Annotated in this window: 15 protein-coding genes and 3 tRNA genes; 5 read left to right on the plus strand and 13 right to left on the minus strand. The window is 70.3% G+C overall.

The window, feature by feature from the left end:
* Nucleotides 1-152: 152 nt before the first annotated feature.
* From ACQEU8_RS14730 to ACQEU8_RS14755, 6 genes are all read right to left on the minus strand, one after another.
* Nucleotides 153-1034, minus strand: a complete 882-nt coding sequence (locus tag ACQEU8_RS14730; protein WP_433100665.1) for a hypothetical protein — start codon at nt 1032-1034, stop codon at nt 153-155.
* Nucleotides 1035-1290: 256 nt separating this feature from the next.
* Entirely contained in the window at nt 1291-2013 is a 723-nt protein-coding gene (gene rplA / locus ACQEU8_RS14735) for a 50S ribosomal protein L1 (RefSeq protein WP_433100667.1), read from the minus strand.
* An 85-nt stretch (nt 2014-2098) separates the two neighbouring features.
* A complete protein-coding gene (gene rplK / locus ACQEU8_RS14740; protein ID WP_433100669.1) occupies nt 2099-2533 on the minus strand; it encodes a 50S ribosomal protein L11 in 435 nt (144 codons plus the stop codon).
* A gap of 217 nt (nt 2534-2750) precedes the next feature.
* Nucleotides 2751-3632 (minus strand): transcription termination/antitermination protein NusG, encoded by an 882-nt coding sequence (gene nusG / locus ACQEU8_RS14745; RefSeq protein ID WP_433100671.1) that lies wholly within the window; start codon nt 3630-3632, stop codon nt 2751-2753.
* A 73-nt stretch (nt 3633-3705) separates the two neighbouring features.
* On the minus strand, nt 3706-3987 hold the full coding sequence (gene secE, locus ACQEU8_RS14750) for a preprotein translocase subunit SecE (protein ID WP_433100673.1): 282 nt from the start codon (nt 3985-3987) through the stop codon (nt 3706-3708).
* 113 nt (nt 3988-4100) lie between these two features.
* Nucleotides 4101-4173 (minus strand) — tRNA-Trp (locus ACQEU8_RS14755).
* 214 nt (nt 4174-4387) lie between these two features.
* Here ACQEU8_RS14755 and ACQEU8_RS14760 point away from each other — a divergent pair.
* Both ACQEU8_RS14760 and ACQEU8_RS14765 read left to right on the plus strand, forming a co-directional pair.
* A complete protein-coding gene (locus ACQEU8_RS14760) occupies nt 4388-5626 on the plus strand; it encodes a pyridoxal phosphate-dependent aminotransferase (RefSeq protein ID WP_433100675.1) in 1239 nt (412 codons plus the stop codon).
* Nucleotides 5627-5751: 125 nt separating this feature from the next.
* Complete coding sequence (locus tag ACQEU8_RS14765; RefSeq protein WP_433100677.1) at nt 5752-6807, plus strand: adenosine deaminase; 1056 nt, start codon at nt 5752-5754, stop codon at nt 6805-6807.
* Here ACQEU8_RS14765 and ACQEU8_RS14770 read toward each other — a convergent pair.
* Nucleotides 6804-7451, minus strand: coding sequence for a TetR/AcrR family transcriptional regulator (locus ACQEU8_RS14770; protein ID WP_433100679.1), 648 nt, complete (start codon nt 7449-7451; stop codon nt 6804-6806). The genes ACQEU8_RS14765 and ACQEU8_RS14770 overlap by 4 nt on opposite strands.
* A gap of 57 nt (nt 7452-7508) precedes the next feature.
* Here ACQEU8_RS14770 and ACQEU8_RS14775 point away from each other — a divergent pair, with 57 nt between their 5' ends.
* Entirely contained in the window at nt 7509-8144 is a 636-nt protein-coding gene (locus ACQEU8_RS14775; RefSeq protein WP_433100681.1) for an NAD(P)-dependent oxidoreductase, read from the plus strand.
* A 39-nt stretch (nt 8145-8183) separates the two neighbouring features.
* Here the strand turns inward: ACQEU8_RS14775 and ACQEU8_RS14780 are convergent, their stop codons facing one another.
* From ACQEU8_RS14780 to ACQEU8_RS14805, 6 genes are all read right to left on the minus strand, one after another.
* Nucleotides 8184-9257, minus strand: coding sequence for a UDP-N-acetylmuramate dehydrogenase (locus ACQEU8_RS14780; RefSeq protein WP_433100683.1), 1074 nt, complete (start codon nt 9255-9257; stop codon nt 8184-8186).
* Nucleotides 9258-9336: 79 nt separating this feature from the next.
* Nucleotides 9337-9771 (minus strand): MaoC family dehydratase, encoded by a 435-nt coding sequence (locus ACQEU8_RS14785; protein WP_433100685.1) that lies wholly within the window; start codon nt 9769-9771, stop codon nt 9337-9339.
* A 5-nt stretch (nt 9772-9776) separates the two neighbouring features.
* Nucleotides 9777-10238, minus strand: a complete 462-nt coding sequence (locus ACQEU8_RS14790) for an FAS1-like dehydratase domain-containing protein (RefSeq protein WP_433100687.1) — start codon at nt 10236-10238, stop codon at nt 9777-9779.
* Nucleotides 10239-10408: 170 nt separating this feature from the next.
* Complete coding sequence (rpmG, locus tag ACQEU8_RS14795; protein ID WP_019354206.1) at nt 10409-10573, minus strand: 50S ribosomal protein L33; 165 nt, start codon at nt 10571-10573, stop codon at nt 10409-10411.
* Between the two features lie 91 nt (nt 10574-10664).
* Nucleotides 10665-10737 (minus strand) — tRNA-Met (locus ACQEU8_RS14800).
* A 40-nt stretch (nt 10738-10777) separates the two neighbouring features.
* Nucleotides 10778-10850: transfer RNA gene (locus ACQEU8_RS14805), tRNA-Thr, on the minus strand.
* A 248-nt stretch (nt 10851-11098) separates the two neighbouring features.
* On the opposite strand from ACQEU8_RS14805, the gene ACQEU8_RS14810 reads away from it, so the two are divergent.
* Together ACQEU8_RS14810 and ACQEU8_RS14815 are read left to right on the plus strand one after the other, a co-directional pair.
* On the plus strand, nt 11099-12418 hold the full coding sequence (locus tag ACQEU8_RS14810; RefSeq protein WP_433102395.1) for an amidohydrolase family protein: 1320 nt from the start codon (nt 11099-11101) through the stop codon (nt 12416-12418).
* Nucleotides 12419-12468: 50 nt separating this feature from the next.
* Nucleotides 12469-13149: an SDR family oxidoreductase gene (locus tag ACQEU8_RS14815; RefSeq protein WP_433100689.1), complete on the plus strand. Its 681-nt coding sequence runs from the start codon at nt 12469-12471 to the stop codon at nt 13147-13149.
* The last annotated feature ends 24 nt before the right edge of the window (nt 13150-13173 follow it).

The raw sequence follows: 13173 nt of genomic DNA on the forward strand, positions 1-13173 counted from the left end.
TCCTCAGTCACCTGCGCGGGTCGTCCGCAGCGAGCGGATCCTTCGGCCGTCGGCACTCTGTGCGTGCACGACGACGACCAGCGGTCTTTGGCTTCGTATGGAGACTACGCGAACGAGCCCGGGACCGGCAAATCCGGTCCCGGGCTCCCGGGTCAGCTGAGGCCGCCGCCGCTCTTCATCAGCTCGGCGGCGTCCGAGGTCTCGCCGGCGGGCGGAGCGGTCACGTTCACGGGGGTGCCGTAGTCCGTGTAGTAGTTGGTGGCGTCGATGCCCGTGGCGCCGTCGGTGCTCTTGGCGACCTCGTGCTTCTTGACCAGCAGGTCGTTCTCATCGATCCACAGATCGATCTTCTCCTTCTTCAGCCCCTGCTGCTTGAACTGCTGCTCCAGCGTCTGAAGGTCCTTCTCCGAGAGGTCCTTCGACTGCATCCGGGTCAGCTCGGAGACGGAGATCGTGCCGGAGTAGTGCGTGGTCTTCTTGCCGCGCACCGTCTCGGTACCGAGCGCCTTGACCTTGCCCGAGGCCAGCACGAGCTGGACCGAGCGGGCCGGGTTGTTGTTCTGCATCTGGTCCTTGAGCATGGCGCCCGAGGCTCCGCCCTGCTTGGCCAGCGCGTCGTAGTCGTACTTCATCCACTTCTTGCCGCCGGGAGCGCCTCCGGTGGTGGGGTGGACGTACATCGCGTCGGGCAGGTAGCGGGCCTCGGCCGACTGGGCGCCGGCGGCCATGGTCAGGTTCGCCTCGCCCTTCATGCCGCCGTCGGACCAGTCGAAGGCGCCGTCCATCTTGGTTTCCATGGACTTGCCCTGGGACGTCTGCTTGTTGACGCCCTCGACCTTGGCGGAGTTCTGCTTGTCGGTGGCTGTCGAGGCCTTCTTGAGGGCCGTCAGGGCGTTCTGGACGGCCGAGCCGCCTCCGTCGCCCTTGGCGTCGCCGCCCCCGCTGCTGCCGCCCGCCTTCTCGCTGCCGCACGCCGTCAGGCCCGCCATCAGTGCGATGCCCGCGGCAGCTGCCGCCATCCTGGTCCTCCGCATGGACTCCCCCTTGGTATGGGCGGGCCCGGCCGGGCCCCGTTCATCGGCTTATCCGCACTTTATGCAACGGAGAAGACGAAGCACGCACCGGGACGGGTTCCACGGCCCGCGCAGGAAGCCCTCGCCGGGCGACCTCTCGCCCCTCTCGCTTTCGCCCGGGGACGGCAAAGCGCCCTCACCCGGGAACGGCGAAGGCCGGTGCCCGCCCCGTGAGGGGCGGGCACCGGCCTTCGGGCGCCTGCGAGCCGGTCGCGGATCAGACCGCGGCCGGGTCCTCCTCGACGAGGAGGTTGCGGGTGCGGTTCGGGTCGACCGGGATGCCGGGGCCCATCGTGGTGGTGACGGAGGCCTTCTTGATGTACCGGCCCTTCGCCGCCGCGGGCTTCAGCCTGGTGATCTCCTCAAGGGCGGCGGCGTAGTTCTCGACGAGCTGCTGCTCGCCGAAGGACGCCTTGCCGATGATGAAGTGCAGGTTGGCGTGCTTGTCGACGCGGAACTCGATCTTGCCGCCCTTGATGTCGCCCACGGCCTTGGCCACGTCGGGCGTGACGGTGCCGGTCTTCGGGTTCGGCATCAGACCACGCGGACCGAGCACGCGGCCGAGGCGGCCGACCTTGCCCATCAGGTCCGGGGTGGCGACGACGGCGTCGAAGTCGAGACGGCCGCCTGCGACCTCCTCGATGAGCTCGTCGGAGCCGACGATGTCGGCCCCCGCGGCCTCCGCCGCCGCAGCACGGTCGCCGGTCGCGAAGACCAGGACCCGGGCGGTCTTACCGGTGCCGTGCGGGAGGTTGACGGTGCCGCGGACCATCTGGTCGGCCTTGCGCGGGTCGACGCCCAGGCGCATGGCGACCTCGACGGTCGCGTCGAAGTTCTTCGTGGAGGTCTCCTTGGCGAGACGGATCGCCTCCAGAGGCGCGTACTGACGCGTCCTGTCGATCTTGGCGTCCGCTTCGCGGAGAGTCTTGCTGCGCTTCACTGCTGCTCCTGACGGTATGGAGTCGTGGTGCGGGCCAGCGCTTGGCCCTGCCACGGGGGTGGGGAGAGGTGCCGGTGCCGAGGGCTCAGCCCTCGACGGTCACACCCATGGAACGGGCGGTACCGGCGATGATCTTCTCCGCCTGGTCCAGGTCGTTGGCGTTGAGGTCGGGCATCTTGGTCGTGGCGATCTCGCGCACCTGGTCGCGGGTGATCTTGGCGACCTTGTTGGTGTGCGGGGTGCCGGAGCCCTTCTCCACGCCGGCGGCCTTGAGGATCATCTTCGAGGCCGGCGGCGTCTTGGTGATGAAGGTGAAGGAACGGTCCTCGTAGACCGTGATCTCCACCGGGATCACCCAGCCACGCTGCGACTCGGTCGCGGCGTTGTACGCCTTGCAGAACTCCATGATGTTGACGCCGTGCTGACCCAGCGCCGGGCCGACCGGCGGAGCCGGGTTGGCGGCGCCGGCCTGGATCTGGAGCTTGATCAGCCCCGCGACCTTCTTCTTCTTGGGAGGCATGTTCTCTCCGGGTCCTGGTGAGAGGTGATTCGTCCTTCCGCCCGTCACCCGGGCGGAGGCATACCGCACAACGATAGCCCGTACCGTTACGCGGCTTGAAACCGAGCAGGTCAGGAAGGGCGCGAGCGCCTTCCTGACCTGTCCGGAAGCTGGTGTTCCCGCCCCTGGGGGCGCCCCCTGGCCGAAAGACCGGGGACCCGCAGAGGGTTCGGGAGGGTTAGTTCTTCTGGATCTGGTCGAAGCTCAGCTCGACCGGGGTCTCGCGGCCGAAGATCTCGACAAGGCCCTTGACCTTCTTCGAGTCGGCGTTGATCTCGTTGATGGTCGCCTGGAGGGTGGCGAACGGACCGTCGGTGACGGTGACCGAGTCGCCGACCTCGAAGTCGAGGACCTGCACCTCGACCTTGCGGCCGGGGCCGCCCGCGGGCTTCCCCTCCTCGTCGGCCGCGGCGGCCTTGGCGGCCTTCTCCTCGGCCTCCGGGGCGAGCATCTTGACGATCTCGTCGAGGGTCAGCGGGTACGGGTCGTAGGCGTTGCCGACGAAGCCGGTGACGCCGGGGGTGTTACGGACGACGCCCCACGACTCGTTGGTCAGATCCATCCGGACCAGCACATAGCCGGGCAGCTTGTTCTGGCGCACGGTGCGGCGGTCGCCGTTCTTGATCTGGACGACCTCCTCCTGCGGCACCTCGGCCTGGAAGATGAAGTCCTCGACGTTGAGCGAGACGGCGCGCTGCTCCAGGTTGGTCTTCACGCGGTTCTCGTAGCCGGCGTAGGTGTGGATCACGTACCACTCACCGGGGAGGAAGCGCAGCTCCTCGCGGAGCTGGGCGACGGGGTCGACCTGCTCCTCCTCGGCCTCTTCGCCCTCAGCAGCCTCTTCGGCCTCGGCGGCCGCCTCCTCGGCGGACTCGTCGGACTCGGCCACGGCCTCGGCGTCGCCCTCCTCGCGGACGGCGGCCTCCTCGGCGGGCTCACCGGCAGCGGCCTCGGCGGCTTCCGCCTGGTCGACGCTGCTGTCCGCTGCCTCGACGATGTCGCGCGCCGTGTCGTCGCCCTCTGAGGGCTCGACGGCATCGTTCATGTTCGGCTCAGACACGGTGGCTGCTTCTTCCTGGCTTCAAGGGGTCGAACATGCGGAAAGCCCCGCGGAGGGGGCTCTTCGCGGAGGGTCAGCCGAAGACGTGTTTCATGACTTCGGTCAGCCCATAGTCAATCACGAACACCAAAGCGATGATGATGATGACAAAGACGATCACAACGCTCGTGTACGTGGAGAGCTGCTGCCGCGTCGGCCAGACGACCTTCCGGAGCTCCGCGATGATCTGGCGGTAGAAGAGCGCGAGCCGAGCCAGCGGCCCCTTCTTCGCCCGCTTTCCGCCCTTCCGCGGCTTTTTGCCTTCGGACGACCCTCCGGGCTCGGGGACCTCGGTGGTATCCGTGATCTCCGTCACTCGTCCTCACCTGATCCGGGTCGTTGCCCTGCGGCGTCCGGCCCGGCCGCACGGCGGTGCAATTCAGTGCAATTCTACGTACGCAAGCACACACCTCGGCGACGTGTGTGTAGCAGGGCCGGAGGGACTCGAACCCCCAACCGCTGGTTTTGGAGACCAGTGCTCTACCAATTGAGCTACGACCCTTTGTGTCTCCCTCAACCTACCGCATCCACGCCGTTGCATGGAGTGCGCGCCAAGAGCACGCTGTGAGTGACGGTTGAAGGCCAACGACGTAGGAGTGTACGTGCTCCACGGCCGGGCGTCGAACAGGATCTGGCCCGCCCGCCGTCGCGGAGTGTGATCCGGTCGCGGCCAAACCCCGGTGCCCCGCGAGTGCCGGGTCTGGGAACATGCCTGTATGACCGCAGCGACTCCCCCTGCACAGTCCCCGTCCGAGCGACGTCTGTCGGCCCGTATCAGCGCGATCTCCGAGTCCGCGACGCTGGCCGTGGACGCCAAGGCAAAGGCGCTGAAGGCCGCCGGGCGCCCCGTGATCGGCTTCGGCGCCGGCGAGCCCGACTTCCCGACGCCCGACTACATCGTCGAGGCGGCCGTGAAGGCGGCGCGCGACCCGAAGAACCACCGCTACTCCCCCGCCGGTGGACTCCCCGAACTCAAGTCCGCCCTCGTCGACAAGACGCTCCGCGACTCCGGCTACCAGATCGACGCTTCCCAGGTGCTCGTCACCAACGGCGGCAAGCAGGCGATCTACGAGGCGTTCGCCGCGCTGCTCGACCCGGGCGACGAGGTCATCGTGCCCGCGCCCTACTGGACCACCTACCCCGAGTCCATCCGGCTCGCGGGCGGCGTCCCCGTCGAGGTGGTGGCGGACGAGACGACCGGATACCGGGTCTCGGTCGAGCAGTTGGAGGCCGCGCGCACCGAGAAGACCAAGGTGCTGCTGTTCGTCTCGCCCTCCAACCCGACCGGCGCCGTCTACCCGCGCGAGCAGGTCGAGGAGATCGGCCGCTGGGCGCTGGAGCACGGGCTGTGGGTGCTCACCGACGAGATCTACGAGCACCTGGTCTACGGCGACGCGCAGTTCAGCTCGCTGCCGGCTGTCGTGCCGGAGCTGCGCGACAAGTGCGTGGTCGTCAACGGTGTGGCCAAGACGTACGCCATGACGGGGTGGCGCGTGGGGTGGCTGATCGGCCCGCAGGATGTGATCAAGGGCGCGACGAACCTCCAGTCGCACGCCACGTCCAACGTCAGCAACGTCTCGCAGGCCGCCGCGCTGGCCGCCGTATCCGGCGACCTGGACGCCGTGGCGGCGATGCGCAAGGCATTCGACCGGCGCCGCCTCACCATCGTGAAGATGCTCAACGACATCGACGGCGTGCTCTGCCCGGAGCCGGAGGGCGCGTTCTACGCCTACCCGTCGGTGAAGGGGCTGCTGGGCAAGGAGATCCGCGGCAAGCGGCCCGCGACCACCGTCGAACTGGCCGCTCTGATCCTGGAGGAGGTCGAGGTCGCCGTCGTACCGGGCGAGGCCTTCGGCACCCCCGGCTATCTGCGGCTGTCCTACGCGCTGGGCGACGAGGACCTGGTGGAGGGCGTCTCGCGGATGCAGAAGCTGCTGGCCGAGGCGAGCGACTGACGCGGCCGGCTCATGGGAGCAGGCGAAGCGGGCCCGGGGGCACTGCCCCGGGCCCGCTCGCGTTTTCGGGATGTCCCCTGCCGGAACGTCCCCTTCCGGGAACCGGCTACCTCTCGGGGGCCCGGATGCGGCAGGATCTTGGGATGTTGCACTCTTCCGGAGAGCGGGACCTGCGTACGCTGCCGAAGGCTCATCTGCATCTGCACTTCACCGGGTCGATGCGTCCCTCCACGCTGCTCGAACTGGCGGACAAGTACGGCGTGCATCTGCCGGACGCGCTGAGCGGGGGCGAGCCCCCGAAGCTGCGGGCGACCGACGAGCGCGGCTGGTTCCGGTTCCAGCGGCTGTATGACATCGCGCGGTCCTGCCTGCGGGAGCCCGAGGACATCCAGCGCCTGGTACGGGAAGCGGCCCAGGAGGACGTGCAGGACGGCTCGCGCTGGCTGGAGATCCAGGTCGACCCCACCTCGTACGCACCGCGGCTCGGCGGGCTCATCCCCGCGCTGGAGGTCATCCTGGACGCGGTGGAGTCGGCCTCCCGTCAGACCGGGCTCGGCATCCGCGTACTGGTGGCGGCGAACCGGATGAAGCACCCGCTGGACGCCCGCACGCTGGCCCGGCTGGCGGTGCGCTACCGGGACCGCGGCATCGTCGGCTTCGGGCTCTCCAACGACGAGCGGCGCGGCTTCGCCCGGGACTTCGACCGGGCCTTCACCATCGCGCGGGAGGGCGGGCTGCTCGCGGCGCCGCACGGGGGCGAACTGTCGGGGCCGAGCAGCGTACGGGACTGCCTGGACGATCTGCGCGCCGCCCGGATCGGGCACGGGGTCCGCGCCTCCGAGGACCACTGGCTGCTGGCGCGGCTGGCCGAACGGCAGGTCACCTGCGAGGTCTGCCCCTCCTCGAATGTGGCGCTGGGCGTCTACGACAAGGCGGAGGACGTGCCGGTGCGGGTGCTGTGGGACGCCGGGGTGCCGATGGCGCTGGGGGCCGACGACCCGCTGCTGTTCGGCTCGCGGCTGGCAGCACAGTACGAACTGGTGCGCCGCGAGCACGGGTTCTCCGACGCCGAGCTGGCCGAACTGGCGCGGCAGTCGGTGCGGGGCGCCGCGATGCCGCAGGACGTACGGGAGGAAGTGCTGGCCGACATCGACACCTGGCTGGCGGCCGAGCCCGGCTAGCGTGCCCCGGAACGGTCCGCCCCGCCCGGGGCCAGACCGTGCAGCAGGGTGCGGACGAGGCCGCGTACGAAGTCGCCCAGCGGCTGCTCGGGGCGCTCTCCACCGGCGAAGTCGTAGAGGAAGGCGCGCTGCGAACAGGCGCCCAGCAGCAGCGCGGCAGCGGACTCGACATCGGCGTCGGGCCGCACAGCACCGCGCTTCTGCTCGGCACGCAGATAGGCGGCGAGGGCGATCAGCGGGGTGCGGGGACCGGCGCCGAGCTCGCGTACGCCCTCGAAGTGGCGCCGCTTCAGGGCCGGTTCGGCGAAGAGGGACGCCGCGATGGGGACGCTCTGCTCGTAGAAGAGAGCGGCGTGCTCGGCGATGTCGGTGAGGTTGCGCTCCAGGCCGCGCTGCCCCGGCTCCTGGGCGAGCTCGCTCAGCAGCGGGTTGAGGCGCGGCAGCCGGTCGTGCATGACGCGTACGAAGATCTCCTCCTTGCCGGAGAAGTGCTTGTAGAGCGCCGCTTCGGAACAGCCCGCCTCACGAGCGATCTCTTTCGTGGTGGTGCGGGCGAGGCCGATGGTGCGCAGCAGATGCTCGGCGGCGTCGATGATGCGTTCACGGGTGGGCCGGACCTGCCGTGTTGACTTGTGAGTGGGCATTCACCCACCCTATCGGTGAGTGAATACTCACCCACCTCGGCGGAGAGGCAATGCGTCATGCGCTACACGATCTTCGGCGCCACCGGCGGCACCGGGCAGCAGCTCGTACGCCAGGCCCTGGAAGCGGGCCACAAGGTGACAGCCGTGGTACGCAATCCGGACCGGCTGCCGGTACGGCACGAACTGCTGAACGTCGCCACAGCCGACGTACGGGACACCGAGGCACTGCGCCCCCTGGTCGCCGGCGCCGACGCGGCGCTGTCGGGGCTCGGCGCCCCCTCCAACAAGGCCGCCGGTATCGCCTCCACGGGCACCCGCGCCATTCTGCGCGCCCTGGAGGCGGAGGGCGTGGAGCGCTACCTCGCGGTCAGCGCGGCGCCGGTGGGCACCCAGCCGCCCGACGAGAGCCGCCTGCACCGCGCGGTCCTGCTGCCGCTGGTGCGGCGGGTCTTCAGGAACGTCTACGCCGATCTGGCCGTGATGGAGGAGGAGATCCGGAACAGCGCGCTGCGGTGGACGGTGGTGCGCCCGCCGCAGCTCACGGACAAGCCCGCCACCGGCGAGTGGCAACTGCGCGAGGGCACTGCCGTCCCGCGGCGGCTCCGTATCACCCGTGCCGACCTGGCGGCCGCGATGCTGGGGATGGTGGACGACACATGCACCGAGCGGAAGGTCATCGGGATCGCCAACTGAGCCCCGCCGCCCCTCCGGACTTCGGCCTCTAGGAACTGCCTACAGCGCGCAGCCCACCATCACCGGCTCGTTGGTGAGGGTCACACCGAAGGCGGCGTGTACTCCCTCGCGCACCTCGCGGGCGAGCGCGAGCAGGTCGGCGGTGGTGGCGGAGCCGCGGTTGGTGAGCGCCAGGGTGTGCTTGGTGGAGATACGGGCCGGGCCCTGGCCGTATCCCTTGGTGAAGCCCGCCTTGTCGATGAGCCAGGCCGCCGAGGTCTTGGTCCGCCCGTCCCCCGCGGGGAAGGCCGGGGGCGCCACCTCGGGCCCGAGCCGGTCCCGCACCCGGTCGACGAAGGAGGCGAACTCCGCGTCGTCCAGGATCGGGTTGGTGAAGAAGGAGCCGGCCGACCAGGTGTCGTGGTCGTCGGGGTCGAGCACCATGCCCTTCCCGGCGCGCAGCCGCAGCACGGCCTCACGCGCGGTGGCGGCCGGTACCCGGTCGCCGGCCTCGACGCCGAGGAGACGTGCCGTCTCCGCGTACTTGATCGGCGCGGACAGGCCCTCCGCGTCCTCCAGCGCGAAACGCACCCTCAGTACGACGTGGCGCGCGGGGTCGGCCTTGAAGCGGCTGTGCCGGTAGGAGAACCCGCACTCGGCGTTCGTGAGGGTGACCGTCTCGCGGGTCTGCCGGTCGTAGGCGACAACCTCGGTGAGCGTGCTGGAGACCTCCTGGCCGTACGCGCCCACGTTCTGGATCGGCGTGGCGCCCGCGGAGCCCGGGATACCGGCCAGGCACTCGATGCCCGCCAGCCCCGCCTCGACGGTGCGTGCGACAGCGTTGGACCAGTTCTCTCCCGCCGCCAGCTCCAGGCCGGTGCCGGAGAGCGAGAAACCGCCGGTCGCGATGTGCAGGACCGTTCCCTCGAAGCCCTCGTCGGCGATGACGAGATTGCTGCCGCCGGCGATGATCAGCAGCGGGGTACCGCTGTCGTCCGCCTCGCGGACCGCCGCGATCACCTCGTCGTCAGTGGTCGCCGTGACCAGCCGCTGGGCCGGCCCGCCGAGGCGCAGCGTCGTCAGCGGGGCGAGCGAGACCAGAGGGACACCGGAGTCAACGTAGAGTTCCTGCACGCGCTCCAGAGTACGGGGAAGCGCGCACCGCTCCGCCGGAGGCCGGGCGCGGTGGCCCTTGAAGCGGCGCGGGCAGCGGTCAGGCGAGCTTGACCACGGCCCGGGACATGCCCAGCACCTTGGTGCCCGCACTGGTGACCGTCAGATCCACCTGGACCGTACGGGCCTCGTCGTCCAGCTTCTTGGCGACCGTCGCCGCCACCTCGATGGCCGCGCCCTTGTCGTCGTCCGGGACAACGACCGGCTTGGTGAAGCGCACGCCGTACTCCAGCAGCGCACCGGGGTCGCCGGTCCAGTCGGTGATCACCCGGGCGGCCTCGGCCATGGTGAACATGCCGTGTGCGATGACGTCTGGCAGTCCGACGTCCTTGGCGAAGCGTTCGTTCCAGTGGATGGGGTTGAAGTCCCCGGAGGCACCGGCGTACCTGACCAGCCGGGCACGGTCCACCGGGAAGGTGCGGGAGGGCAGCTGAGTGCCCACCTCCACATCGGCGTAGGCGACCTTTGCTGTCATTTCCGTCACTCCCCTTCGACCGCTTCGACCGCACGCGCCACCAGCTTGGTGTGCACGGTCACCACCGGCTGCCCCGCCGCGTCCTGGACGTCGCCGCGGATGTCGAGGACCTCGTTGCCCGCCAGGGACTTGATGGACTCGATCGTGGAGGTGACCGAAAGCAGGTCCCCGGCACGGACAGGACGGTGGTAGGCGAACTGCTGGTCCCTGTGCACCACCCGGGCGTAGTCCAGGCCCAGCTTCGGGTCCCGCACCACGCCGGCCGCCTCCTGGAAGGTGACGGAGAAGACAAAGGTGGGCGGCGCGATCACATCCGGGTGACCGAGCGCCCTGGCCGCCTCGACGTCCGTGTAGGCGGGATTGTCGTCACCGATGGCCTCCGCGAACTCGCGGATCTTCTCCCTGCCGACCTCGTACGGCCTGCTGGGCGGGTACGTCCGTCCGACGAAGGACTGATCGAGTGCCATCGGCGGCGCCTCCTGCGGCAGTGTGGCGGTTTCACGACGGGTACGGCTTTCGCGGGCGTCCGGCTCCAGTAGCCGGGCGACGTCCGGACTCCCGGAGCCGGGTCAGGGGAGCCGGACACAGCACGAGGCCGACCCCGACTGGCGGGGACGGCCTCAGAGCATGAGAGGAATCAGCGCGTCTCGCGGTGCACGGTGTGCCGGTTGTCGCGCGGGCAGAACTTCTTCATCTCAAGCCTGTCCGGGTTGTTGCGCCGGTTCTTCTTAGTGATGTAGTTCCGCTCCTTGCACTCCACGCAGGCCAGCGTGATCTTCGGGCGGACGTCTGTGGCAGCCACGTGAGTGCTCCTTGACGAACGGACGGGGTTTTAACGCAGAAAGAGTAGCCGATCGGAGGACCGACCCCACAACCGGCTACTGTCGGTGAAGTAGCGGTGACCGGACTTGAACCGGTGACACAGCGATTATGAGCCGCTTGCTCTACCGACTGAGCTACACCGCCACGATGCGGCGACCTCCCGACGGAAGATCTCTCACATCAGAGCCCCAAAACGGAATCGAACCGTTGACCTTCTCCTTACCATGGAGACGCTCTGCCGACTGAGCTATTGGGGCGAGCGGTGAAGACATTACACGTCCCGCCGCCAAACGTGAAATCGGTATTCGCACCGCCGACACTCCCCGATCTTGTCCCGGATCACGCCCCGTCCGTCGCGGATCGTGCAGCGCACGGACCCCCTACGAGTACCTCGTACCGGCCGTCCCAACCGGCTCCGCCACCACACCAGTACGACTATTCGCCTCCTCCCCGCCGCCGCTCACCGGGCGTCCTACGCTCGTCCCAGATGCGACGTGGGAGCCAGATGACCGACAGCGAGCCGCAGGAACCGGAAAAGGCGGGGCGGGATTTCCGCGATGCCGCCGCCCGGCATTCCGCCCGCCCGGCACGCTCCCTCGTGCTGTGCGGCGCACGGCTCGCGGACGGCCGCACCGTCGACGTACGGCTGGTCGGCGAGCGCATCGAGGCCGTCGGTACGGCCGGCAGCCTCGAAGCCGGGCAGGACAGCGCCACCCGTGTCGACCTGTCGGGCTATCTGCTGCTCCCCGCTCCCGCCGAGCCCCATGCGCACTACGACACCGCACTGACAGCCGAACCCCCTGGCCGGCCCCAACTCGGCCGCCACAGCGACGGTGCCGAACCCGGCGACCCTGCCGCGGAGGACGTACAGCGGCGCACGACCGAGGCGGCGCTCCTCCAGCTCAGCCAGGGCGCCACCGCGCTGCGCACCCATGTGCACATCGGTGACGTCGCCGGACTGCGCTCCCTGGCCGCGGTGCTCCAGGCCCGCAGGGCGCTGCGCGGTCTGGTGGACCTGAGCGCCGTCGCCGTGCCCCGGCTGCTGACCGGTGCGGCGGGCGCCGAAGGGCTGTCGATGCTGCGGGACGCGGTGAAGATGGGCGCGGCGGCGGTGGGCGGCTGCCCCGACCTGGATCCGGATCCGGGCGGCTACGTGGAGGCGGTGATGGAGGTCGCCGCCGAACACGGCTGCCCGGTCGACCTGCACACCGACGGCAGCGACCCGGCGCGACTCGCCCGGCTCGCCGCGGCGGTTGGCGGGCTGCGGCCCGGCGTCACGATCGGCCCGTGCGGCGGCCTCGCCCGGCTGCCGCACCAGGTCGCACAGCGCGCGGCGGGTCAACTGGCCGCCGCGGGGGTGACGGTGGTGTGTCTGCCGCAGGGCAACTGCGGTGTCCTGGGCCGTCCCACCCCCACCGTGCCCTCCCGGACGGCACCCGTACGGGTGCTGACGGCGGCCGGGGTCACGGTCGCCGCGGGCAGCGGGGCGCTGCGGGACGCCGCCAACCAGGTCGGCCGGGGCGACCCGCTGGAGGCCGCCTACCTGCTGGCCTCGCACGGCGAAGCCCGCCCGTACAGCGCCTACGAGGCAGTCAGCACCCGCGCGCGAGCCGCGATGGGACTGCCCGAGGTACGGGTCGAGGCCGGATTCCCCGCCGAGTTGCTCGCGGTCCGCGGCAGCGAGCTGGCCGGGGCGCTCTCGCTCGCCTACAGCCGGATCGTCGTCCACCGGGGGCGCGTGGTGGCCCGCACCAGCGCCGTACGCGAGTACTGCGACCTGGTCGGAGCCCGCGAGTTGGGACTGCCGCGCCAGTCACAGGGGTGACCCGGGCCGGGGTGCGCCGGTGACTGTCGACGTGGGCGTACGGTCGAGACATGCGCACAGTTATCGCTGGTGGACACGGTCAGATCGCGTTGCGGCTGGAGCGGCTGCTCGCCGGGCGCGGGGACAGGGCGGCGGGCATCGTACGCCGCCCGGAGCAGGCGAGCGACCTCCTGGCGGCCGGCGCCGAACCCGTCGTATGCGACCTGGAGACGGCGAGCGTCGACGAGGTCGCCCGCCATCTGGAGGGCGCCGACGCGGTCGTTTTCGCGGCCGGCGCAGGGCCGGGCAGCGGCAGCGCACGCAAGGAGACGGTGGACTACAAGGCGGCCGTCCTGTTCGCGGACGCCGCGGAGGCAGCCGGCGTACGCCGCTATCTGATGGTCTCCGCCATGCGCGCCGACGCCTCCCTGGAGGGGACGCCCGAGGGCATGGACCCGGTCTTCGCCGACTATCTGCGCGCCAAGGGCGCCGCAGACGACGATCTGCGGGCCCGGCGCGGCCTCGACTGGACAGTGCTGCGCCCCGGCCGGCTGACCGACGACCCGGGCACCGGCCGCGTCCATCTGGCCCCCGCGACCGGCCACGGCGAGGTGACGAGGGACGACGTGGCAGCGGTCCTGGTCGCCCTGCTGGACGAGCCGCGCACCTCCGGACTGACGCTGGAACTGGTGGGCGGCCGCATGCCGATCCCCGAGGCCATCGACGAGGTGGCCGGAGTCGAGGCGGGCTGACCCCCCGGAGCGCCCTGCTGATCC

Source organism: Streptomyces sp. CA-250714 (genome assembly GCF_050936705.1).
Taxonomy (GTDB): domain Bacteria; phylum Actinomycetota; class Actinomycetes; order Streptomycetales; family Streptomycetaceae; genus Streptomyces.